Genomic DNA, 22,748 nt, shown 5'->3' with positions numbered 1-22,748 from the left:
ACTCCTCCGTGGCTGGGCGATCCGAACGCAAGCACGACAAACCGCGCACCGGCACTACGCCATCGGGGGTTACGGGAACGGCGCACTGCAGGTACCGGGCGACGGTGAGGTAGAGGCATTACGAGGCCCGCCGCAACATTTCCATGACAAGCCAACTGCTATCACTGCCCATTGCCTTACCCATGACCATTAAGGAGCATCACGATGAAGTCGAAGTTTCTGCTGGCGACGCTGTGCAGCGCGTCCATTGCGTTGTCTGGTTGCGCGAGCAAGTACGTCGAGCCTGAGCAATATTCCGGGTTCCTGAAGAACTACAGCATCCTCAAGGAAGAAAAATCGCCCTCCGGCGCGGCGGTCATGCGCTGGATCGATCCCAACGTCGATGTGAGCCGCTTCTCCAGCGTCTACATCGAGCCCAGCCAGCTCTATCCGCAGCCCCAGCCCACCGAGAAGATCCCGGCCAGCACCCTGACGGGCATCACCCAGTACTACGACCAGGCGCTGAAGACCCAATTCTCCAAGGCCCTGCCGCTGGCCAAGGGCCCCGGCCCGGGCGTGCTGGTGGTGCGTCCGGCGATTACCGCCGTCACCGCCAAGACCAAGAGCCTGCAACCCTATGAAGTCATCCCGATCGCCCTGATCGCCGCCGGCATCAGCACCGCCACCGGCATCCGCGACCAGGACACCAGCATCGCCACCGAAGCGGCCTTCCTCGACGGCGGCAGCGGCAAGACCGTCGCCGAAGTCGTTCGCAAGGGCGCCGGCACCGAACTGGAGAACTCCGAACAGGTGATGCAGGCCAAGGACGCCCGCGCCGTGCTCGACGGCTGGGCCTCGGACATGCTCAAGTCCTACCAGACGCTGAAGAACAAGTAAGCCCACAGGCCCGGCACGCACCGCGCGTCCGGGCCTTGTTTGCGCTTTCGCGACAACCCGCAATACTTCCCCACACCCGAGACCGGAACCGCTGGCAGGAGCCAGGGATCTGCAGTACCCGCTTCCCCGTTTTTCGATTCAGTGTGATGACATGGACAGTATCCGCGGCACCGCTTTTCTCCAGTTTGGCGAACTGCTCTTCGAGCAGGGCGCATCGCTTCGCGAGCACCTCTCCCCCCATCACGTCAGCCTCGACGTGGTCGGCGACTTCGAGAAGTCCTTCTCCTACAAGAGCCTCGTGCAGATATACGAGGGCAGCGCCCACGCCATCAACATGCCCGAGCTCGGGCTGGAGCTGGCGGCACGCCAGGGCTCTTCGCTGCTCGGCCCGCTGCAGCACCTGGCCCGCTCGGCACCGACCGTGGGCGATGGCCTGGTCGCGGTGCTGCGCTACATGCACCTGTACAGCCCGTCGATCCACTACCGTCTGGAGCGCCGTCCCGGCAGCGCGATGCTGTACTTCGACAACGCCCTGCCCTGCATCGAGGACATTCCGCAGATCGTCGAGAAGTCGCTGCTGCAGGGCAAACTGCTGATCTCCGAGCTGATGGGGGCCGCATTCCGGCCGCGCTCGGTACTGTTCCGCCACCAGCCCCAGGCCGATATCGCCGTCTACCGGCGCTATTTCGGCTGCCAGGTCCTGTTCGGCCAGGATCACAATGCCCTGGCGCTGTCGCCTGCATCGCTGCAACGCCCGTGCATCCAGCATGACGCGGTGCTGCACGCCATCGTGCGCTATTACCTGGAGGCCCAGAGCAACCAGGACGAGGATCTGCGCAGCCAGGTGACGCAGCATATCCAGATGCTCCTGCCCAAGTGCCGCTGCAATCTCCAGCAGGTTGCCCGCAACCTGGGGCTGAACCCGCGCACCCTGCAGCGGCGCCTGGCCAGTGAGGGCCTCGACTTCGAGGGGCACGTCGAGCAGATCCGCCGCCAGCAGGCCGAACAGCTGCTGTGCCATACCAGCCTGACCGTGGCCCAGATCGCCCGGGAGTTGGGCTACAACCGTACGGCGTCATTCTGCCGGGCGCACCTGCGCTGGTTCGGCATTCCTCCACTGGAGCACCGGCGACTGCGTGGCGAGGGCCCATTCCGGACGGCCACGGACGCCAACGACTGATTCCCGGGCAGCCTGTCGCGCATCAAGGGCCGGCCTTGCCCAGCGTCTATCATCAAGGCCAGTCGCCGTCGGACTCATGGATGGAAGCATGGCCAAGGTACTCCTCATCGATCAGCAGGCGCTGAGCTCCCTCGGCGCCGAAACCGCCCTGCGCAACGCAGGCCACAGCCTGACCGGCATTGCCAGGAACGGCCTGGACGGCCTCGCTGCGTTTCGCGAGCAGTCGCCCGACCTCGTCGTGCTGGAGCTGGACATTCCCAAGCTGGGCGGGCTCGACCTGATCAAGCGAATCGTCGCCAGGAAGACCGCGACCCGGATCCTGGTGCTGACCGCGCTGCCCGCCGACGTGTACGAACACCCTTGCCTGGCCGCCGGGGCGACCGGCTTCGTGTCCAAGGAGGACTCGCTCGAAACCTTCCTCGATGCGGTGACCAAGGTGCTGTCCGGGCGGACCTACTTCCAGGCCAGGGCCATTCACCTCGAAGCGGGTACGGCCGCCGAAGGCGCCGGGGAACAGCTGACGGCGCGGGAAGTGACCGTGCTGCACTACCTCGCCGAAGGCTATCGGGTGAAGCAGATCGCCGGTGAGCTGGCGATCTGCGACCGCACCGTCAGTACCTACAAGACCCGCCTGCTGGAAAAGACCGGGACCCACTCGCTGGTCGAACTGCTGCAGGTCGCCGCGCAGCGCGGCCTGCTCGAAGACCGGCCGGGCCGGCCGAAGCGGGATGCCGCCCCGGGCCATCCCGCGAACCACTTCAACGAACTGCTCGACCGGATTCCCGTCCCTGTCTGCCTGCGCGCGCCGGACGGTCGGATACAGGCCGCCAACCAGGCCTTCCTCGCGCTTGTGGGCCTCCCCCGGGACCAGGTGCTGGACGCCCGCCAACGCGACCTGGGCGTGATCGACCAGGAACACCTGGACTATGCGCGCAAGACCTTCGAGACCGCCGTCGAACAGCGCATTCCCTACATGATGGTGATCGCCGTGCACGTGCGCGGCCAGCGGCGGGTATTTCGCCACAGCGGCCATCCGGTGCTGGCCGATGACGGCGAGCTGCTGGGCATGCTCTGCACCTCCGTGGACCTGAACGAGGAAGCCGAGCAGGTCCAGTCGCTGCGCAATCAGCTGACCTACCTCTCGTCGATCCAGAAGCGGCGCGGCCATTACCTGCTGCAACAGGGCGAGGACATCGCCGAGCACATCGCCGGCGCGCGACGAATCCTCCAGGGGCGCGAGGACAATGACTATCACGGTGGCGTCGACACGCTGCTGAAGCGCGTCCTGGAGACCGTACAGATGGTCTCCGAACTGATACGCCTGGAACAGGGCGAGACTGTGCTGGCGCCCTTCCCCGAGGACCTGAACGAGCTGACCCAGCAGTGCCTGCGGGACATGCCCGGTGACATGGTCCCCCGCTGGACCCTCACGAAAGACCCCGCCCGGCCCCGCGGGTGGATAGACCCGGTTCGCTACGGGTATCTGCTCAAGGTCCTGCTGCTGCACCTGCAGCATTCGGGGGCGACGGCGGCAGCGATCCGCATCGAGTCGTTCGAGCGGGAGGCCGGACAGCTGGAGTGGACGCTGCACCTGTCGGGCGACATCGCCCCGGCTGGCAAGCACGCCGCACCGGTGATCTATCGCGCCCTGGCCGATGAGCTGAGCGATCTGCTGCACGGTAGCCTGCGGGTCATCCGCGACGACGAGCAGGTCTTCGAAGCAGCCGTGGCCATGACGGTGCCCATCGCCTAGGTCCCCGGGAGCGCGACACTCAGGATAGGAATCGCACTACAAGGCGTTGCCTGAACGCACGCTTACCCGGCTTCGGCCCGAGGCGAATCATTTCTCCTAGCTAACGCAATCAGGAGAAATCGATGAGCACTCAATCGAAGGCGGGAAAGGGACACCCCTGTTCACCGCTCACCACCCTCTGCATCGCCATCGCCCTGGCCTCGACCGGGGTCACCCTCCCTCTAACCCAGGTGCTTGCCGACAACCTGCCCCAGGGCGGCCAGGTCATCGGCGGCCAGGCGACCATCAGCCAGCAGGGCAAGCAGATGGACGTCAACACGTCCTCGGCCCGCACCGCGATCAACTGGCAGCGCTTCAACGTCGGCCCCGATCACAGAATCACCTTCAACCAGCCCGACGGTAAGTCCGTCACCCTCAACCGGGTGATCGGTGGCGATCCGTCGAAGATCTATGGCGCCATCACCTCCAACGGCCAGCTGATCCTGGTGAACCCCAACGGCGTGATGATCGGCCCCAACGCCCGCATCACCTCCAGCGCGCTGGTGGCCAGCGCCGGCTTCCTCACCGAGGAACAGGCCCGGCAGTTCAGCGCCACCGGCAAGCTGGACATCCAGCTCACCGGCGCGGTCACCAACCAGGGCCACATCACCGTCCACGACAACGGCATGGTCGCGCTGCTCGGCGCCCAGGTGAACAACGCCGGGGTGATCCAGGCCAAGAAGGGCATGGTGCAACTCGCCACCGGCCCCACCGCCACCCTCGACTTCCACGGTGACGGCCTGCTCAACATCGCGGTGGGCGGCGAACCCGGCGAGCGGAACAGCGTCAACGGCGACGTCACCGGCGGCGTGCACAACAGCGGCGAGATCGATGTCGGCAACGGCACGGTGGCCATGAGCGCCCAGCGCGCGGCCAAGCACCTGGACTCGGTGATCAACGTCGGCGGCAACCTGGTGGCCGATTCGGTCAGCCACGACGGCGGCACCATCGTGCTGGGTAATTCGGCCCGGACCAACGTGACCGGCAACCTCAGCGCCAAGGGTGTCAACGGCGGCCAGATCAAGGTGCTGGGTGACGACGTGAACCTTGCCGGTACCGCGAAGGTCGACGCCAGCGGCACCCAGGGCGCCGGCGGCAAGGTGCTGGTGGGCGGCAGCTACCAGGGCAGGGGCCCGGAACAGGCCGCGAAGTCCACCACCGTCGCCAAGGGCGCCCAGCTCAAGGCCGACGGCAAGACCGATGGCGGCCAGGTGGTGGTCTGGAGCGACGGCAAGACCCACTTCGCCGGCAGCGCCAGCGCCCAGGGTGGGCAGAAAGGCGGCGTGGTGGAAACCTCCGGCAAGCAACTGACCGTTGCGCCCGAGGCCCAGGTGAGTACGCGTGGCGGCCAGCAGTCAGGCAAATGGCTGCTCGACCCGGAGACCGTGAACATCAACGCCGATGGCGGCGCCCCCGGCAGCGACACGGTATCCGCCAGCGCCATCGCCTCGAACCTGAAGAACGGCGATGTCGAGATCGCCGCCAGCAACCGGATCAACGTCAACTCGGCGATCGTTGCGCCCGAGGCGACCGGCCACACCTTGCGCCTGCTGGGCAACGGCAGCGTGGCGGCGCTCAGCGACTACCAGAACACCGGCAACGCCCTGGCGGACGCCAAGCGCAACGACAGCGGCTCGGTCTACATCAACGCGCCGATCCTGCTCAGGGACGGCCACCTGTTCATCCTCGCCACCGGCGATGTTCTGCTCAACGACAACTCCGCCGGCAAGACCGGCGATGCCGCCTACCTGGGCCGCGCGATCATCGATGTCGGCCAGGGCACCGTGTGGATCAAGACCTCCAACAGCGCCTCGGTGATCCAGCAGGACAACACTGCGCTGATCGGCGACAAGGTGGCCGTGCAGGGCGCCAGCGTCCTGCTGCAAAGTCCGCTGAACTACGCTGGCACCCTTGCCGGCAAGGCCAGCAACGGTGTCTTCCACTACAACCAGACCGCCAACGGCGAGGTGAACACCGGCAAGGTGGACATCCAGAACAACGGCGTCACCGAGAGCCTCGACGGGATCAAGGCGCAGACCATCGAGAAGCTCGGCCAGCAGACCATCTGGAACCGCGAAGGCGACGAAGTCCACACCCTCAGCTACAACGGCCAGAGCTTCGAGTACCTGATCTTCGAAGCCATCGACTACGTCGACAACAAGGGCAACCCGCTCGACATGAGCGACAAGAAGTACAGCGCGCTCGCCGACACCGACTACAAGGTCAAGTCCATCAGCTTCATCGATTCGGTCACCGGCGACCGCTGGACCATCAGCTCCAATCCCAATGCCGCCAGCCTGCTCAATGTCCTCAAGAACGGCGTCGCCACCACTGAACTTCCGCCGGGCTTCAGCCTGAGCGCAGCCCAGGGCGCCGTGGTCTCCGATACCGACGGCTGGGGCGTACTCGGCGGCGCCGGCGACCAGGGCAAGAACCCGCAGGCGCCGGGCATCACCGACAACCGCAGCACCGGGAAACGCGACCAGTTGCTGGTGGACCTGGGCACCAACACCACCCAGGCCCAGGCGAACTTCACCAGCATGTGGCACGACGGCAACGCATACGAACGCGGGGTCGTGACTTACCTCGGCGGCCGCGACAACAGCGCCACGGGCGGGGTCCAGCTCAACTCGCAGAAGGCGCAGCTCGAAGGCAAGATCGGTGACGTCCGGCGCGAGTATGGCGAAGCCAACCCCGAGCCGCAGATGGTCGGTGGCCTCACTGCGGGTCCCTCGGCGAACAGCCAGGCGGTCAAGGGCGTGGACGACTTCGTCGATCGCCAACTGAACCAGAACCGTTTCGACGCCAAGGTCACCGCTCACACCGATGCGACCGAGCACGCCAGGCTGGCGAGGATGTCGGCGAGTACGGCATCAACCAGGGCGGCCTCGGCCTGAACGAAGGGCTGGGTGGCAACTACACCCTGAAGTTCGTCGATGGCAGGCTGGAGATCACGCCGGCCGAGCTCACGGTGACCGCCAACAACCAGAGCAAGATCTATGGCAATGGCGATCCGGAGTTCACCTACAAGGTCGATGGCTTCAAGTTCGAGGACGCGCAAAGTCCTGTGCTCAACGACGGAACCCTTGGCCGTGCCGCTGGCGAGGACGTGGGCAAGTACGCCATCAACAAAGGCACCCTCGCCCTCCTCACCGATGGCAAGGGCAGGAACTACACCCTCAAGTTCGTCGAGGGCAACCTCGAGATCACTCCGGCAGAACTGACGGTCAGCGCCGATGGCAAGACCAAGGTCTATGGCAACGCCGATCCGGCGCTGACCTACAAAGTGGTCGGTGGGCTGACCAACGGCGACCAGCTCAGCCAGTTGTCCTTCAGCGGCAACCTGGAGCGCATCGCCGGTGAGGATGTTGGCAACTACGCCATCAACCAGGGTGGCCTGGTGCTGCTCAAGGACGGCCAAGGCAAGAACTACACCCTCAAGTACGTGGGTGACCAGTTGCAGATCACCCCCGCCGAACTCACCGTCAGGGCTGACGATAAGTCGAAAGTCTATGGCAACGACGACCCGTCCCTGAGCTACTCGATCATCGGCGGCCTGAAGAACGGCGACAGTGCCGGGCAGTTCACCTTCCAGGGCAACCTGACCCGCGACTCCGGGGAAAACGTCGGCGACTACCTCATCCGCCAGGGCGGCCTGGCACTGCTCAGCGATGGCCAGGGCAAGAACTACACCCTGAAGTACGTCGATGGAAACCTGACGATCACCCCCGCCACCCTGACCGTGACTGCCCAGAACAAGAGCAAGGTCTATGGTGACGTCGATCCGGCGCTCACCCATGTGGTTTCCGGCCTGAAGTTCAACGACACCGAAGCCTCCGTACTCAACGGCGGCCGCCTGGTCCGTGACGCCGGCGAGGACGTCCGCGCCGGCGGATACACGATCCACCAGGGCAGCCTGGGGCTGAACAACGGCCAGGGCAGCAACTACGTACTGGCATTCGTCGACGGCAAGCTGACCGTCACCCCCGCCTCGCTCAAGGTCAGCGCCGACAACACCGGCAAGGTCTATGGCGACCTCGACCCGAAACTGACTTACCAGGTCAGCGGGCTGAAGGGCAAGGACAGCGCCGCCGACGTACTCAATGGCGGGCAGCTCGACCGGCAGGCCGGCGAGAACGCCGGCCAGTACGGCATCGGCCAGGGCTCGGTGGGCCTGAACGATGGCAAGGGGCAGAACTACATTCTCAGCTATGAGGCCGGCACCTTCACCATCACGCCCGCCACCCTGCTGGTGCGCGCCGACGACCAGAGCAAGGTCTACGGCGAGATCGACCCCGCGCTCAGCTACAAGGTCTCCGGATTCAAGCGCGGTGACGATCAGGCATCGGCACTGGCTGGCAACCTGGCGCGCCAGGCCGGCGAGGACGTGAAGGCCGGCGGTTACGCCATCGGCCAGGGCGACCTGGCAAGCACCAGCCAGAACTACATCCTGCACTATGAAAGCGGCACCTTCACCATCACCCCGGCGTCGCTGCAGATCGATTTCGACAGCCACTCCAAGGTCTACGGCGAAATCGACCCGCACCTGAGCTACCGCATCAGCGGCCTGGCCAACGGCGACACAGCACAGGCCGTGCTCAACGGCGGCTCGGCCAGCCGGGTCGCCGGCGAGAACGTCGGCACCTACGGCATCGGCCAGGGCAACCTCGGGTTGAACGATGGCAAGGGTGGCAACTACATCCTGACCTTCAAGGATGGCCAGCTGGCGATCACCCCCGCCGAGCTGACCGTGACCGCCGACAACAAGACCAAGGTCTACGGCGATCTCGATCCGCGGTTGACCTACAGCGTCGATGGCCTCAAGCGCGGCGACAGCGCCGCGGGCGTGGTCAGCGGCGACCTGGCGCGAATCAGCGGCGAGAACGTGAAGGACGGCGGCTATGCCATCACCCAGGGCAACGTCGTCCTGAGCAGCGGCAACTACCGCATGGTGTTCAAGGACGGCAACCTGCAGGTCACCCCGGCGCAGCTGGTGGTCAGCGCGGACAACCAGGCCAAGACCGTCGGCCAGGCCGATCCTGCGCTCAGCTACCAGGTCAGCGGCCTGAAGAACGGCGACAGCGCCGGCGTGGTGAAAGGCTCGCTCGGCCGCGAGGCCGGGGAAACCGCCGGCACCTACGCGATCGGACAGGACCAGGCCTTCACCGCCGGCAGCAACTACACCGTGGTCTTCCGCGACGGCGCCCTGACCATCACCGGCCCGCTGGCTCCGCTCGACCCGGTACAGCCAGTCGACCCGCTGCCGCCCAGCAGCGGCACGCCGACAGGTCCCCTGCCGGTCACCGCGCAGTCCCCCGGCAACACCCGTTGCACAGCCCTGGAGTCGCCCTCGGCGGCCTCGGCCAACTACACGGTCTCGCCGGCGGTGGCCCGCACCTACGCCGTGCAACTGATCTGCAAACCCCGCGCCTATGGCGACAAGACCAGCACCACGCCGGACATCCGTGACGTGCTCAGTTACGCCAACAGCCTGATCAAGGACGGCAAATTCGTCGCCCCCACCTGGAACCGCAGCGTGATCCCCCACGACCTGAAGGTTCCGAGCAAGGGAGGTAAATAGTCATGAAAACCCACCCCTCAACCCTGACTCGCCTGGCCACCGCAGTGCTCTCCGTCATGCTGCTGGGTGCCCAGGTCCAGGCTGCCCCGCTGGGGCAGCTCAACCCCGGCCGGGTCGAAGTCCCGGATCGCAGCGGCGTCCGTAGCTCCCCCACGGAAATGCCCGGTACCCTGGAACTGCCGGACAGCGTGATCGTCCCGGAACTGCAACCCGAGCCGCAGGAACTGGAAGCCCTGCCGAGCACGCGCTTCCTGGTCAACAAGGTCACCCTCGAAGGCGCCACCAGCTACCCGCGCGGTACCTTCGACGCCGTGCTGCAACGCCTGGAAGGCCACCGGGTGACCCTGGGCGAAATCCAGGCGGTGGCCGACACCATCACCCAGCGTTACCGCAAGGCCGGCTTCCTGCTGGCCAGGACCTACATCCCGCAGCAACGCCTCGAAGGCGGCAACCTGGTGCTGCGGGTGTTCGAAGGCAAGGTCAACGAAGTCAGCTTCCAGGGCCCGACCAACAAGGCCCTGCAACGCTACGCCGATAACATCCGCCAGGAAGTCCCGCCCACCAGCGCCACAATCGAGCGCAACCTGCTGCTGATGAACGACGTCTCGGGCAACAGCAGCCAGGGCACGCTCAACGCCTCCCCGGTGGAGAACGGCACCGACCTCGCGGTGCAGAACACCCTGCGCAAGTACGAAGGCTTCTTCGGCTTCGACAACCGCGACAGCCGCTACTTCGGCCCCTGGCAGGTGTACGGCGGCGTCGGGGTGAACGACCTGACCGGCAACGGCGACCACCTGGGCATCCGCGCCGGCAAGTCCATCGAAGGCGACAAGATGACCTTCTTCGAGGGGCAGTATGAGCTGCCGGTGGGTAGCCGGGGTGATGTGGTCAGCTTCCTGGCCCAGCACAACGACGGCCACGCCGACACCTACTCCTTCCTCAACGCCAACAGCCAGGGCGACACTTTCGCGGTGCGCATCACCCGTCCGTGGATTCGCCAGCGCGACCAGACGTTCAAGACCTCGGCCGCCTTCACCTACTACAACGGCACCTCCGAGTACCTGGACGACAAGAGCCTGCCGCCCTCCAGCGAAGACCGCATCCGCGCCATTCGCCTGGGCGCGAGCTACGACTGGTTCGACTCCTTCGGCGGCAAGAACCTGGTCAAGGCCGAACTGAGCAAGGGCCTGGCGATCATGGGCGCCAGCAGCGAAAGCCGCGCCAACCCGTCCCGCGAGGGCGGCGAGACCGACTTCAGCAAGCTGCAGATCGACGCACAGCGGCTGCAGGACCTGTCCAGGCTCATGGATGGCCTGAACCTCTACATCGCCGGCACCGCGCAGACCGCGTTCGGCCAGCGCCTGCTCTCGCCCGAGCAGTTCGGCGTCGGCGGCAGTGAGTTCGGCCGTGGCTACGACCCGTCGGAGATCACCGGCGACAGTGGCTTCGCGGTCAAGACCGAGCTGCAGTACAACCACCTGCATACGCTGAAGGACTACGCGATCCCGACCCAGTACTACACCTACTGGGACTTCGGTAAGGTCTGGAGCCGCGACCCCACCTGGGTCAGCAGCGAAAGCCTGTCCTCCACCGGTGTCGGCGCCCACTACAACGTCTACCCGGACACCTACGTCTCGCCGGAAGTTGCCTTCCCGCTGACCCGCTCGGTATCCGCCAAGGAGATCGACAACGACAACGGCAAGGCACCGCGTTTCTACATCAACTTCCTGAAGCTGTTCTAGAGGCCGGAGGGCAACGCCATGAGACCGCCATTCGATGCGCCCTGTACCATCCGCAGCGCATCCTTCAACAACGACATCGCGGCCGAACTGCTGCTGGAGCTGCAGCACCGTTACCTGCCGCCGCCCGCCCTGGCCGCTCGCATCGAGGATGCGCTGCAGCACATGGACGAGGACGCCCGGGCGCTGGAAGCGCTCTATCAGTCCATCGCCCGGCGCGAACTGCTGCTGGTCCGCCAGGTCTAGCAACCCGATGGGACGGTGAGCCCGGTTTCTTCCGGCTCACCGTCCCGCTTTTGGTCTACCTTCTGCACTTGATCGGCGACACAGCGTGGTGTCCACAGTGCGCGCCGGCGCCTATCCGATCTGTGGCCCCCGTTCACAGGAGCTGATCGATGAACTGGAAACCTTTGGCCTTGCCGTTATGTCTCACGGCCCTGACCCTCGCGGGCTGTGCCAGCAAATACGTCGAGCCCGGGCAGTATTCCGGTTTTCTCAAGGACTACAGCGGCCTGGAGGAACATGAATCCCCCTCCGGCGCGCCAGTCCTGCGCTGGATTCTGCCGGACGTGAATGTGAGGCGCTTTACCAGCGTCTACATCGAGCCCAGCCAGCTCTACCCACGGCCCAAGCCGACCGAGAAGATTCCGGCGAGCACGCTGCAGGGCATTACCCAGTATTACGACCAGGCGCTGCAGACCCGGTTTTCCAAGGTCCTGCCGCTGGCCAACGGGCGAGGTCCCGGCGTACTGGTGGTGCGCCCGGCGATCACCGCCGTCAGTGCATCGACCAAGGGGCTGCAGCCCTATGAAGTGATTCCCATCGCGCTGATCGCCGCGGGGGTGAGCACCGCCACCGGTATCCGCGACCAGGAGACCAGCCTTGCGACCGAGGCGGTCTTCTTCGATGGTGGCAATGGCCAGGTCGTGGCAGAAGTCGTGCGCAAGGGCGCAGGCGCTGATCTCGAGAACTCCGGCCAGGTCATGCAGGCCAGGGACGCCCGGGCCCTGCTCGATGGCTGGGCTTCTGACATGGTGAAATCCTTCCAGGCGCTGGAAGGACAGTGAACCCAGGGAATTGCTGCCGCATCGTCCTCGCCTTGGACGACTTGCAGCGCATCGGCACCCTATGACGAGTGGCGGATACTCGGGCAGGGCCAGCGCCCTGCCCGATCCGGGGCTTACTCTGCCGGGGTCGGCTTCCAGTCCAGCAGGTGATGGGTGAAGCCAAAGCTGGCCGACTGGTAGTAGCTGATCGCGCGCTTCACCAGCGGGTCATCCGCTTTCGCGCTCACTTCCTCGCTCGCACCCAGGGCCTGGTTGTGGCGGCGCAGCGTGGCGCGCGGGCTGAGGATGGCGAGGTCCTGGCCATCGAAGAGACCCAGGTGCTGGTAGTTGCCGATCACCACGCGCGGCGGCAGGGTGTTTTCCGCCATCAGGTTGCGTCCGTAGAAGGTCGAGGTGTAGCTCAGGTTCAGGATCGACAGCAGGGTCGGCGCCAGGTCAAGCTGGCTCGCCAACTCGCCGCGCTCACCCACGGGCAGCAGCTTGGGCGCATAGATGAACAGCGGGATCTGGTAGTTCACCACCGGCAGGTCTTCCTTGCCCGCGCTGCCGGCGGTGTGGTCGGCCACGAAGACGAAGATGGTGTTGTCGAACCACGGCTTGTCCTTCACCGCCTGGAGGAACTTGCCGATGGCGTAGTCGGTGTACTTGACCGCGCCGTCACGACCGTTGCCCGAGGGGATGTCGATACGGCCGTCCGGGTAGGTATAAGGACGGTGGTTCGAGGTGGTCATCAGCTGCAGCAGGAACGGCTGGTTCTTGGCGAAGTCCTCGTCCGCGAGCTTGACTGCCTGCGCGTAGAGATCCTCGTCACTCATGCCCCAGGCATTCTTGAAGTGGATGTCGGACTCCTGGACGCTCGACTGGTCGACGATGCGATAGCCGTTGCCGCCGAAGAAGGCGTTCATGTTGTCGAAGTAGCCACGGCCGCCGTACAGGAAGACCGCATCGTAGCCGACGGCTTGCAACTGCTGGCCAAGGCTGCCGAAGCCGCTCTCGCGGCCGATGCGCTTGACGATGGAGCGCCCGGGGGTCGGCGGAATCGACAGGGTGATGGCTTCCAGGCCACGGTCGGTACGGGTGCCGGTGGCGTAGAAGTTGTTGAAGTAGAGGCTGTTGCGGCGCAGCTCATCCAGGTTCGGCGTGAGGTTGCGACCATCGCCGTTGCTGCCCAGGTACTTGGCGCTGAGGCTCTCGATGGTCACCAGGATGACGTTGTGCTTCTTCGGCGCGCCCTCATTGGTGATGGTGCGGCGGATGTCCATCGGATCGGTACCGACGAAGCGCGCGTTGGGCTCGGCCAGTTCGGCGCGCATCTGCTGGGCCACTTCCTGGGCCGGCAACGTCGCATAGAACTGCGGGTAGTCCAGTTCGTTGTTGCGGAATGCGGCGAAGAACTGGTACGGGCCATTGCTCTCCAGCTCACGGGCATAGGTGTTGCCGCCCTGGCCGCGCGGGCGGTCCTGGTCAACCAGGAAACCGGCGAGCAGCGCCATCAGCACCAGACCTGCGCAGCCCAGGAGGCGACGACGGAAGGCCGGGACTTCGGATGCGCAGATCGCCCGCAGCGCCTTGAACAGGCCCAGGGTCACGACCAGCGAGGCGCCGGCCAGGATGCTCAGGAGCAGGCCGATGGGATAGGACTCGAGGATGTTGTTCAGGACTTCATCGGAGTAGACCAGGTAGTCGACGGCGATGAAGTTGAAGCGGACTCCGAACTCATCCCAGAACAGCCACTCGGCCACCGCGGTGAACAGCATCACGTAGGTACTGACGAAGAGCACGGCGGCCAGAATCCAGCGCCAGGACCTGGCCCGCCAGAGCCGGGCGGGAAGCAGCAGCAGCCCTATTCCGAGCGGCAGCAGCGCATAGATCAGGAAGCTCAGGTCGTAGAGCAGGCCAATGACGAAGACCGAGACATGTCCGGCGCCCAGATCCGACAGGTGACCCGCCATGAGAACCACGCGGGTCACGAAGAAGACGATCAGCCACAGCAAGGCGGTCAGCGCGAGGAAGCGCATCGGGGCCGAACGAAGAAATTGCATGGATACTTCCTTATCGTTATGCGCGAGCCCTGGCGGCCTGCAGCGCTTCTAATGTGCCGAGAACGGCTAGCGGCCGTGACTCTACAACAGAGAACGAAAAGAAATTGTCAAATTGAACGCGACTGCCGAGCGGTCCGCTTCAGTCCGATACCCCGCATTCGGCGGGGCACTACTCTCCCTGCAATCGGAATCACCACGACTTTTTCACATGTCCTTGACGAGACCTTGATCGCCCGACCCGATAATGGCGGTAACTGTCGAGCCTGTGCCCATGAACGAACCCCAACGCCCATTTGCCTCTGCCGGACATCGCGAGAACGATGGCGTTGCCAGCAACACGCTCAGTGCCTTCCTGCGCACCCGCATTGCCGAATGGCGGAAGAAGCGACTGCTTCGACTGGCCCTGCGCGTTGCCGAAGAGCCCATCCTCATGCTCGAAGTCTCGCAATCGCCAGGCGCCTTCTGGCCCGTGCTGCTGGAACACAGCAACCGGATCATCGTGGCAACCTCCCCGGCCGCCGATTCCCTGCTCGCCGCCCACCAGAAGCTGCCCAATGCCATGATCCGGCGCATCAAGACCATGCCGGGCCCGCTGGACTATTCGGAGCTGGGCGACGGCTCGGTCGATTGCATCCTGATCTCCGAAGTGCCTCCGACGGACTGCAACGCGGCCACCATCCGGCTGCTGGATCAATTGCACCCCGTGACCCGCGATACCGTGATCCTCTTTGCCCGGGTGGGACGCCAGCGTCCGCTCGATGACACGCAGCAGCCCTGCCCTTGCGGCTCGGGCAGCGAATCCCATGCCGCAGTTCCGCCCCCCACCAGCGCAAAGGCCCTGGAACAGGCGTTCCAGCAGGTCGGCTTTTCGCAGATCAAGCACTACAACTTCCTGCCCGGCGTGGACGGCATTCGCGTTTACGTACTCAGGAAGTAACCCGCGCTCCAGCGAGGCCGCCCCATAGCCCCTGGCGCCCCCTCTCCCCCGACGGCTTGCCAGGCGCCCCCGCCGCGCAATGTTTCGCTCGATTATCAAATGAGAATGACAATTTTTTAACAGGCTTCGAGCGATCATCTCCGGCATTCACCAGCAACGCCCCGGCCGGGGCGTTCGACAGAACCTATCCGGAGTGGCGATTGATGAAAGTACGCGGTGCCTCGTGGGTCTTCCTGGGAGCGGTTGGAGTAGCGGCACTGCTGGGCACGAGCCCGTCGTTCGCGGCGTCGGACAGCGATGGCATCGTGGTCTACAACGCTCAGCATGAATCGCTGACCAAGGCCTGGGTCGAGGGCTTCACCAAGGAGACCGGCATCAAGGTCACCCTGCGCAATGGCGACGACAGCGAACTGGGCAACCAGATTGTCCAGGAAGGCAAGGCTTCCCCGGCAGACGTCTTCCTGACCGAAAACTCCCCGTCGATGGTCCTGGTCGACAACGCCGGGCTGTTCGCACCGGTGGCGCCCACCACCCTTTCCCAGGTCGGCGCCCCCTACCGCCCGGCCAACGGGCACTGGGTCGGCATCGCCGCCCGCTCCACGGTATTCGTCTACAACAAGAACATGGTCAAGGAAGCGGACCTGCCCAAGTCGCTCCTGGACCTTGCCGAACCGCAGTGGATCGGCCGCTGGGCCGCATCGCCGGCCGGTGCCGACTTCCAGGCCATCGTCGGCGCCCTGCTGGAACTCAAGGGCGAGGCGGCAACCCTCGAATGGCTCGAAGCGATGAAGGCCGGCGCCAAGGTCTACCGTGGCAACAACTCCGTACTCAAGGCCGTCAACGCCGGCCAGATCGACGGTGGCGTGATCTACCACTACTACTACGTCGGCGACCAGGCCAAGACTGGCGAGAACAGCAACAACGCAGCGCTCCATTACTTCAAGCACAAGGACCCGGGCGCCTTCACCAGCCTCTCCGGCGGTGGCGTACTGGCGTCCAGCAAGCATCCCAAGGAGGCCCAGGCCTTCCTGCAATGGATCACCAGCAAGCAGGGCCAGGCCGTGCTGCGGGACGGCAAGTCGTACGAATACGCCGTGGGTGAAGGCGTGCAGTCGAACCCGAAACTCGTCCCGCTGGATCAGCTCGACGCCCCGCTCATTGACGTTTCCAAACTGGATAGCCGGAAGGTCGTGGACCTGATGACCCAGGCAGGCTTGCTGTAAGTGACCGCCCAACAGTTCGGGCCGAAGGCCCGTACCCAAGACGCCACGGGCGCGGAGAAATCCGCCCCCGTGGCGTTCCTGCGACGTCGACTGCGCAATGGTTCCGGCCAGCAATGGATGCTGGCCGTTGCGCTTCTGGTTTCCGCGTTCGCCATTCTCCCGCTGCTCTTCGTGGCCAGCGCAGGCATCCAGGCCGGCTTTCCGCTGATTGCCAAGCTGGTATTCCGGCCACGGGTCGCGGAGCTGCTGTACAACACGCTCCTGCTGATCGCCCTGACCGTCCCGCTCTGCGTGCTCCACGGCGTGGCGATGGCCTGGTTGACCGAGCGCACCCGGCTGCCCGGCAGGCGGCTGCTGTCCCTGCTGGTCGTCGCCCCGCTGGCAATTCCGGCGTTCGTGCACAGTTACGCCTGGGTCAGCCTCGTGCCGTCGCTGCATGGCCTGTTCCCGGCCGTGCTGGTCTCGGTGATCGCCTACTCGCCCTTCATCTACCTGCCTGCGGCGGCCGCGCTCCGACGCCTGGACCCGGTCCTGGAAGACGTGGCCGAGTCGCTGGGCGAACGGCCTTTCACGGTGTTCCGCCGTGTCGTCCTGCCCCAGTTGCGCGTCGCCATCTGGGGCGGATCGCTGCTGGTGGGGCTGCATCTGCTGGCGGAATACGGCCTCTTCGCGCTGATTCGCTTCGACACCTTCACGACCGCGATCTTCGACCAGTTCCAGTCGTCCTTCAGCGGCCCCGCTGCGAACATGCTGGCTGGCGTCCTGGCGCTGGCCTGCCTGCTGCTGCTCACCGCCGAGTCGGCCACCCGCGGCTCTGCACGCTACGCCCGTATCGGCGCCGGCAGCCCACGCGCGCCTCGGCAGTACGCGCTGAGCAAGGCCTGCACCGGCATCGCCCTGCTGCTTTGCGCGACCTTCACCGCCCTCTCCCTCGGCGTCCCCCTGGTCACCCTGGGCAAGTGGCTGGCGGCGGGCGGCATCGAAGTCTGGCGCTCCGACGAACTCCTGGTCTGCCTGGGGCAGACAGTCCTGCTCGGAGCGGCGGGCGCGCTGCTCACGACCATCGCCGCGGTGCCGATCGCCTGGATTTCGGTACGCGCGCCGAGCAGGCTGCAGCGCCTGCTGGAAGGCAGCAACTACGTCGCCAGCGCGCTGCCGGGGATCGTCGTCGCACTGGCGCTGGTCAGCCTGACCATCAAGTTCGCCCAGCCGCTGTACCAGACCGTCGTCACCGTGCTGCTGGCTTACGTGCTGATGTTCCTGCCCCGGGCGCTGGTCAGCCTCCGCGCCGGGCTTTCCCAGGCGCCCGTCGAACTGGAGAACATCGCCCGCAGCCTTGGGCGCACTCCGATGCAGGCAATCTGGGGCGTCACCATCCGCTTCGCCGCGCCCGGCGCTGCGGCCGGTGTCGCCCTGGTTTTCCTGGCGATCGTCAATGAGCTCACCGCGACCCTGCTGCTGTCACCGAGCGGGACCGCCACCCTGGCCACCGCCTTCTGGGCGAAGACCAGCGAGATCGATTACGCCGCGGCGGCGCCGTACGCGCTGATGATGATCCTGCTGTCCCTGCCGCTGACCGGGCTTCTTTACCAACAATCCAAGCGAGTAGCAGGCCGATGAGCACTCTCGAACTCAAGTCCGTGTCTCGGTTCTTCGGCGCGTTCGCAGCGATAGAGAACTTCAGTCTGTCCGTGCCGGCGGGTGGCCGGGCGGCGATCGTCGGTCCCTCCGGCTCCGGCAAGACCACCCTGCTGCGCCTGATTGCCGGCTTCGAAGTGCCCGACCTGGGCTCGATCACGCTCGGCGATACGACACTGGCGGACGGCGCGACCTTCATCCCCGCCCATCGCCGGCTCATCGGCTATGTGCCGCAGGACGGCGCGCTGTTCCCGCACCTGTCGGTCGGCGAGAACATCGGTTTCGGGCTGCCCAGGAGCATGGAGAAGCGCTCGCAGCGAATTGATGAGCTACTGGAGATGGTCTCGCTGAACAGCAGCATGGCGCAGCGCTGGCCCCATGAGCTCTCCGGCGGGCAGCAGCAGCGGGTGGCGCTGGCCCGGGCGCTGGCGCAAAGCCCCCGGCTGATGCTGCTGGACGAGCCCTTCTCCGCCCTGGACAGCGGCCTGCGCGCCTCCATGCGCAAGGCAGTCACCCAGGTACTGGGCGATGCCGGCGTTACGGCGATCCTGGTCACCCACGATCAGGAAGAGGCGCTTTCGTTCGGCCATCAGTTGGCGGTGATTCGCCAGGGGCGCCTGGTCCAGGCCGGCGCGCCCAAGGCGCTGTACTTCCGACCGGTCGACGAGGACACCGCCACCTTCCTGGGCGACGCCCTGGTGTTCCCCGCCGACATCCAGAATGGCTGGGCACAGTGCCCGCTGGGCAAGGTCCGGGTCGACAGCCCGAAAGCCAGCGGACAAGGGCAGGTCATGCTGCGTCCCGAGCAACTCCACCTGCGCCATGGCCAGTCGCTTCCCTCCGACACGGACGGCTGCTTCGGCACCGTGCTGAGCAGCGACTTCGGCGGCGACAAGTGCTCGGTCATGGTTCAGCTGGAGGCGCCGCATGCCGAAGCCTCCGCACTGTCGATCCACGTCAGGGTGCTGGCGATGGATTGCCCCGACATCGGGACGCGTGTCCACATCGGTGTCAGCGGCGGCGCCCATCTGTTCCCTGCCAGCTAGATCGGTTCGCGGTATCGCCCCCGCGTGGCGATACCGCGCTTCTGCGACCACAGCGACGGCCGCCCCTCAGTATCAGCTAAGTTTCACCCCTTAGGCTCTCTTCCACGCCAACTGATGCGTAGCCGAAGAGACGCCTCGCCATGACCACCAGCACAAGGGCCAACTGGCTCAATAAAGTCCCCGAGGTGACCCTCGCCTTCTGGGTCATCAAGATCATGTCCACCACCGTGGGCGAGACCTTTGCCGACTTCCTGGCCGTGGATGCGGGCTGGGGCCTCGGTATCACCACGGCAGCGATGGCGGCCCTGTTCGCCGCCGCCTTGGCCGGGCAACTGCGCAGCCGCGCCTACATCCCGTGGATCTACTGGCTGACGGTCGTCGTGGTGAGCATCCTCGGCACCCAGCTGACCGACATCCTCACCGACGTGCTGGATGTCAGCCTGTACACCAGCACCGCGGTGTTCGCCGGACTGCTGGCGGTCAACTTTGCCGTCTGGTACGGCGTCGAACGCAACCTGTCCATCCGCGAAATCGTCACGCCGCGCCGCGAGCTGTTCTACTGGACCACCGTGCTCTGCACCTTCGCCCTGGGCACCGCCGCTGGCGACCTGGCCACCGAGGCGCTGAGCATGGGCTTCACCGTCGGAGCCGTCCTGTTCGGCGGCTTGATCGCGGCAACCTTCGCGGCCTGGCGCCTCGGGGTCAGCCCGGTGCTGAGCTTCTGGATCGCCTACATCCTCACCCGCCCGCTCGGCGCATCGCTGGGCGACCTCCTCACCCAGGCCAAGACCTACGGCGGGCTGGGAATGGGCGCTACCTGGACCAGCGCGATCTTCCTGTGCGTGATCCTCATCCTGGTCACGGCGGCGCAGCTTGGCGCCAACAAATCCCTCGCTCAATCGAATGCTTCCTGAGGAACCATCATGCCCAACTTCAAGAACGTGCTCTGCAAGGTTTCCCTGGCGTGCGCCATCGCCCTCCTCGGCCTCGCCGCCGGCTGCTCGAAACCGAGCGAGCCCAAGGCCGGCACCACCGCGCAAGCGGCCGCATCCTCCAGCAGCGCCACGCAGCTCGGCGATCTTTCCGAGTTCCGCGGCATCGCCGCCGACGTGACGGGAATGGTGGACAAGAACGAGCTGGCAAACGCCAAGGCGCGAATCAAGGACCTGGAGCTCGCCTGGGACAACGCCGAGGCCGGGATCAAGCCGCGCGCCGCCAGTGACTGGCACCTGCTCGACAAGGCCATCGACCGGTCGCTCGATGCGCTGCGCGACAGCAGCCCGCAGCAGGCCACCTGCAAGGCGGCGATGGACGACCTGATGAAGACTTTCGACAAGCTCCAGGGCAAGCCGCAAGCCTGATCCAGCGCAGGCTTCCCCTGTGAGGGGCTATCGTCAGATGATGTCGGCGATGTGCAGTCCGCGCATCGCTCGTTCAGCTCCTCCGAGGCAGGGACATGCGAATTCTGTTGGTCGAAGACGACCCGATGATTGGCGAGGCCATCGAGGGCGCATTGAAGGACGCCGGCTACGCCGTGGATTGGGTGACTGACGGCCTGACCGCGCTCGCCGCCCTTGGTACCCATAGCTACGACCAGGTCCTGCTCGATCTGGGCCTGCCGGGGCGAGACGGACTGGGTGTCCTCGAGACGCTGCGGGCACAGGACAACCCCGTGCCCCTGCTGATCATCACCGCGCGGGACAGCCTGGATGACCGCCTGCGGGGCCTGGACGGAGGCGCCGACGACTACCTGCTGAAACCCTTCGAGATGGCCGAACTGCTGGCCCGGATGCGCGCTGTGATGCGGCGCAAGGGCGGCAGCGCAGCGCCTGTGCTGAGCAATGGCGTCGTGTCACTGGACCCTGCCTCGAAGCAGGCCAGCAGCGCCGAAGCCCGGGACGTGCAGCTCTCCAACCGGGAGTTCAGCCTGTTGCAGGCCTTGCTGATACGGCCGGGAGCGATTCTGTCCCGCAGCGATCTGGAGGACCGCATCTACGGTTGGGGGCATGAAGTGGAGAGCAATGCGGTGGAGTTCCTGATCCACGCCTTGCGGCGAAAGCTTGGCAACCAGGTCATCAAGAACGTCAGGGGGATGGGATGGATGGTCTCAAAAGGCGACTGAACGAGTCGGTACAGTTCCGCCTCTCTGCCGCCCTGTCGGTCACCATCCTGATCGTCGCCCTGCTGGCCGGCCTCTTCGCCTTCGTCTCGGCCTATGACGAGGCGCTGGAGATGCAGGACAACACGCTCAAGCAGGTTGCGGCACTCTTCGAACGCCAGCAGATGACCCTGCGCTATCCGGTGGATACACCCACTATCGCCGGCGATAACGAGGAAACGCGGGTTGTCGTGCAGTACCTCGCCGATGGGGCCAAGGCTCCGAAAGAAGGCGACAACAGCTTGCCGCTTCCCCTCCCTACCGGGCTGCCTGACGGTTTCTCTACCATCAAGGTTGCCGATGAGCAGTTCCGGGTGCTGGTCCGCACCACGACCACGGGCGAACGCATCGCCATCAGCCAGGAAACCGAAAGCCGAGAACGCGACGCGCGCGAAAGCGCCTGGCGAGGCCTGGTCCCCTTCGTGATTCTCATACCGGTACTGCTATTGGTAGTGGCCGACCTGATTCGCAAACTGTTCCGCCCGATTGCGACACTGGCCGAGCAGATCGATCGACGGGACGAGCAGGACATGGCGCCTATCGACGCGAGCTACCTACCGACGGAAGTCCGGTCCTTTGCACTGGCGATCAATCGCCTTCTCGGGCGAGTGGCCAGGTCGATCGAGTCGCAACGCCGATTCGTCGCGGACGCGGCCCATGAACTGCGTTCCCCGCTGACGGCACTTTCGCTTCAGGCGGAACGTCTGGAGGCTACCGAAATGTCCGGCCAGGCCAGGGAGCGGCTGGCGAAACTGAGGCAGGGAATCGACCGCGGCAGAAATCTGATCGATCAGTTGCTGATGCTCGCCAGTGCCCAGTCTTCGTCGCCTGGCACGGCATCGCCCGCCTCGATCCACAAGATCTATCGTACGGTTCTGGAAGACCTGCTCCCTCTTGCGGAGAAAAAGCAGATCGACCTTGGCGTGGATGGTGATGACTGCCAGATCGTCGCGAACGAACTCGACCTTCAGGCGCTGATAAAGAACCTCGCCGACAATGCCGTGCGGTATACGCCTGCCGGCGGGAAAGTCGATCTCCTGGTGCACCGCCGGGGGGAAAGGGTCGTCCTGCAGGTCAGGGATACCGGCCCCGGCATTCCGGAGTCCGAGCGAGAACGGGTGTTCGACGCGTTCTATCGGGTGCCCGGAAACCCGGAAATCGGCTCAGGACTGGGCCTGTCGATCGTGAAGACGATTGCGGCGCGAATCGGGGCGAGCGTCTGCCTGGACTTCACCGATCGCGCGGCGCGGACCGGGCTCTGCGTGTCGCTGGAATTCCAGACGAGCGCGGCCTGACAGCCGCACTGGCGTGGAGCAGTCATGAGCGAGGGTTATATGCCATGGCCCACTTTCCCGCGCGCAAAAGCAAAGCCCCCGGCCAGCGATGCTGACCAGGGGCTTTGGGATAGGCGCTTGACGATGACCTACTCTCACATGGGGAAACCCCACACTACCATCGGCGATGCGTCG

Annotated in this window: 17 protein-coding genes; 16 read left to right on the top strand and 1 reads right to left on the bottom strand. The window is 65.4% G+C overall.

What is annotated here, in order from left to right; translation table 11 throughout:
* The first annotated feature begins 204 nt into the window (after nt 1–204).
* The 8 genes from J5M67_RS25945 (at nt 205) to J5M67_RS25910 (ending at nt 12,235) form a co-directional block, all read left to right on the top strand.
* Nucleotides 205–876, top strand: coding sequence for a DUF3313 domain-containing protein (locus J5M67_RS25945; RefSeq protein WP_207888293.1), 672 nt, complete (start codon nt 205–207; stop codon nt 874–876).
* 151 nt (nt 877–1,027) lie between these two features.
* On the top strand, nt 1,028–2,056 hold the full coding sequence (locus J5M67_RS25940) for an AraC family transcriptional regulator (RefSeq protein WP_207888292.1): 1,029 nt from the start codon (nt 1,028–1,030) through the stop codon (nt 2,054–2,056).
* 88 nt (nt 2,057–2,144) lie between these two features.
* Complete coding sequence (locus tag J5M67_RS25935; protein ID WP_207888291.1) at nt 2,145–3,809, top strand: response regulator; 1,665 nt, start codon at nt 2,145–2,147, stop codon at nt 3,807–3,809.
* A 122-nt stretch (nt 3,810–3,931) separates the two neighbouring features.
* On the top strand, nt 3,932–6,745 hold the full coding sequence (locus tag J5M67_RS25930) for a filamentous hemagglutinin N-terminal domain-containing protein (protein WP_207888290.1): 2,814 nt from the start codon (nt 3,932–3,934) through the stop codon (nt 6,743–6,745).
* A gap of 74 nt (nt 6,746–6,819) precedes the next feature.
* A complete protein-coding gene (locus J5M67_RS25925; RefSeq protein ID WP_207888289.1) occupies nt 6,820–9,429 on the top strand; it encodes an MBG domain-containing protein in 2,610 nt (869 codons plus the stop codon).
* Between the two features lie 2 nt (nt 9,430–9,431).
* A complete protein-coding gene (locus J5M67_RS25920) occupies nt 9,432–11,171 on the top strand; it encodes a ShlB/FhaC/HecB family hemolysin secretion/activation protein (protein WP_207888288.1) in 1,740 nt (579 codons plus the stop codon).
* Nucleotides 11,172–11,189: 18 nt separating this feature from the next.
* The gene (locus J5M67_RS25915) at nt 11,190–11,414 is read left to right on the top strand and encodes a hypothetical protein (protein ID WP_207888287.1); all 225 of its coding nucleotides are present in this window, start codon (nt 11,190–11,192) and stop codon (nt 11,412–11,414) included.
* A gap of 149 nt (nt 11,415–11,563) precedes the next feature.
* A complete protein-coding gene (locus J5M67_RS25910) occupies nt 11,564–12,235 on the top strand; it encodes a DUF3313 domain-containing protein (protein WP_207888286.1) in 672 nt (223 codons plus the stop codon).
* Nucleotides 12,236–12,348: 113 nt separating this feature from the next.
* Here J5M67_RS25910 and J5M67_RS25905 read toward each other — a convergent pair whose 3' ends face one another.
* Nucleotides 12,349–14,277, bottom strand: coding sequence for an LTA synthase family protein (locus J5M67_RS25905; protein ID WP_207888285.1), 1,929 nt, complete (start codon nt 14,275–14,277; stop codon nt 12,349–12,351).
* Between the two features lie 271 nt (nt 14,278–14,548).
* Here J5M67_RS25905 and J5M67_RS25900 point away from each other — a divergent pair, with 271 nt between their 5' ends.
* The 8 genes from J5M67_RS25900 (at nt 14,549) to J5M67_RS25865 (ending at nt 22,574) form a co-directional block, all read left to right on the top strand.
* Nucleotides 14,549–15,214 (top strand): hypothetical protein, encoded by a 666-nt coding sequence (locus J5M67_RS25900; protein ID WP_207888284.1) that lies wholly within the window; start codon nt 14,549–14,551, stop codon nt 15,212–15,214.
* Nucleotides 15,215–15,417: 203 nt separating this feature from the next.
* Nucleotides 15,418–16,437 (top strand): iron ABC transporter substrate-binding protein, encoded by a 1,020-nt coding sequence (locus tag J5M67_RS25895; RefSeq protein ID WP_207888283.1) that lies wholly within the window; start codon nt 15,418–15,420, stop codon nt 16,435–16,437.
* Between the two features lie 117 nt (nt 16,438–16,554).
* Nucleotides 16,555–18,057, top strand: coding sequence for an iron ABC transporter permease (locus J5M67_RS25890; RefSeq protein ID WP_207888302.1), 1,503 nt, complete (start codon nt 16,555–16,557; stop codon nt 18,055–18,057).
* A complete protein-coding gene (locus J5M67_RS25885; RefSeq protein ID WP_207888282.1) occupies nt 18,054–19,121 on the top strand; it encodes an ABC transporter ATP-binding protein in 1,068 nt (355 codons plus the stop codon). The genes J5M67_RS25890 and J5M67_RS25885 overlap by 4 nt, the downstream gene beginning before the upstream one ends.
* A gap of 140 nt (nt 19,122–19,261) precedes the next feature.
* Nucleotides 19,262–20,035 carry a hypothetical protein gene (locus J5M67_RS25880; protein WP_207888281.1) on the top strand — a complete coding sequence of 258 codons (774 nt, stop codon included), beginning with the start codon at nt 19,262–19,264 and terminating at the stop codon, nt 20,033–20,035.
* Nucleotides 20,036–20,044: 9 nt separating this feature from the next.
* Entirely contained in the window at nt 20,045–20,482 is a 438-nt protein-coding gene (locus J5M67_RS25875; protein WP_207888280.1) for a hypothetical protein, read from the top strand.
* A gap of 95 nt (nt 20,483–20,577) precedes the next feature.
* The gene (locus tag J5M67_RS25870; protein ID WP_207888279.1) at nt 20,578–21,243 is read left to right on the top strand and encodes a response regulator transcription factor; all 666 of its coding nucleotides are present in this window, start codon (nt 20,578–20,580) and stop codon (nt 21,241–21,243) included.
* Nucleotides 21,219–22,574, top strand: a complete 1,356-nt coding sequence (locus J5M67_RS25865) for an ATP-binding protein (protein ID WP_207888278.1) — start codon at nt 21,219–21,221, stop codon at nt 22,572–22,574. The genes J5M67_RS25870 and J5M67_RS25865 overlap by 25 nt, the downstream gene beginning before the upstream one ends.
* Nucleotides 22,575–22,748: the final 174 nt, after the last annotated feature.

Origin of the sequence: Pseudomonas sp. 30_B (genome assembly GCF_017491605.1) — a bacterium.
Lineage (GTDB): Bacteria > Pseudomonadota > Gammaproteobacteria > Pseudomonadales > Pseudomonadaceae > Pseudomonas.
The sequence above is the reverse complement of the archived record's forward strand: the minus strand, read 5'-3'. Positions and strand labels throughout refer to the sequence as shown.

What these genes read in the sequence shown, in the direction of transcription:
- J5M67_RS25945 (WP_207888293.1), top strand. Translation starts at nt 205, where the DNA reads ATGAAGTCGAAGTTTCTGCTGGCGACGCTGTGCAGCGCGTCCATTGCG.
- J5M67_RS25940 (WP_207888292.1), top strand. Translation starts at nt 1,028, where the DNA reads ATGGACAGTATCCGCGGCACCGCTTTTCTCCAGTTTGGCGAACTGCTC.
- J5M67_RS25935 (WP_207888291.1), top strand. Translation starts at nt 2,145, where the DNA reads ATGGCCAAGGTACTCCTCATCGATCAGCAGGCGCTGAGCTCCCTCGGC.
- J5M67_RS25930 (WP_207888290.1), top strand. Translation starts at nt 3,932, where the DNA reads ATGAGCACTCAATCGAAGGCGGGAAAGGGACACCCCTGTTCACCGCTC.
- J5M67_RS25920 (WP_207888288.1), top strand. Translation starts at nt 9,432, where the DNA reads ATGAAAACCCACCCCTCAACCCTGACTCGCCTGGCCACCGCAGTGCTC.
- J5M67_RS25915 (WP_207888287.1), top strand. Translation starts at nt 11,190, where the DNA reads ATGAGACCGCCATTCGATGCGCCCTGTACCATCCGCAGCGCATCCTTC.
- J5M67_RS25910 (WP_207888286.1), top strand. Translation starts at nt 11,564, where the DNA reads ATGAACTGGAAACCTTTGGCCTTGCCGTTATGTCTCACGGCCCTGACC.
- J5M67_RS25905 (WP_207888285.1), bottom strand. Translation starts at nt 14,277, where the DNA reads ATGCAATTTCTTCGTTCGGCCCCGATGCGCTTCCTCGCGCTGACCGCC.
- J5M67_RS25900 (WP_207888284.1), top strand. Translation starts at nt 14,549, where the DNA reads ATGAACGAACCCCAACGCCCATTTGCCTCTGCCGGACATCGCGAGAAC.
- J5M67_RS25895 (WP_207888283.1), top strand. Translation starts at nt 15,418, where the DNA reads ATGAAAGTACGCGGTGCCTCGTGGGTCTTCCTGGGAGCGGTTGGAGTA.
- J5M67_RS25890 (WP_207888302.1), top strand. Translation starts at nt 16,555, where the DNA reads ATGCTGGCCGTTGCGCTTCTGGTTTCCGCGTTCGCCATTCTCCCGCTG.
- J5M67_RS25885 (WP_207888282.1), top strand. Translation starts at nt 18,054, where the DNA reads ATGAGCACTCTCGAACTCAAGTCCGTGTCTCGGTTCTTCGGCGCGTTC.
- J5M67_RS25880 (WP_207888281.1), top strand. Translation starts at nt 19,262, where the DNA reads ATGACCACCAGCACAAGGGCCAACTGGCTCAATAAAGTCCCCGAGGTG.
- J5M67_RS25875 (WP_207888280.1), top strand. Translation starts at nt 20,045, where the DNA reads ATGCCCAACTTCAAGAACGTGCTCTGCAAGGTTTCCCTGGCGTGCGCC.
- J5M67_RS25870 (WP_207888279.1), top strand. Translation starts at nt 20,578, where the DNA reads ATGCGAATTCTGTTGGTCGAAGACGACCCGATGATTGGCGAGGCCATC.
- J5M67_RS25865 (WP_207888278.1), top strand. Translation starts at nt 21,219, where the DNA reads ATGGATGGTCTCAAAAGGCGACTGAACGAGTCGGTACAGTTCCGCCTC.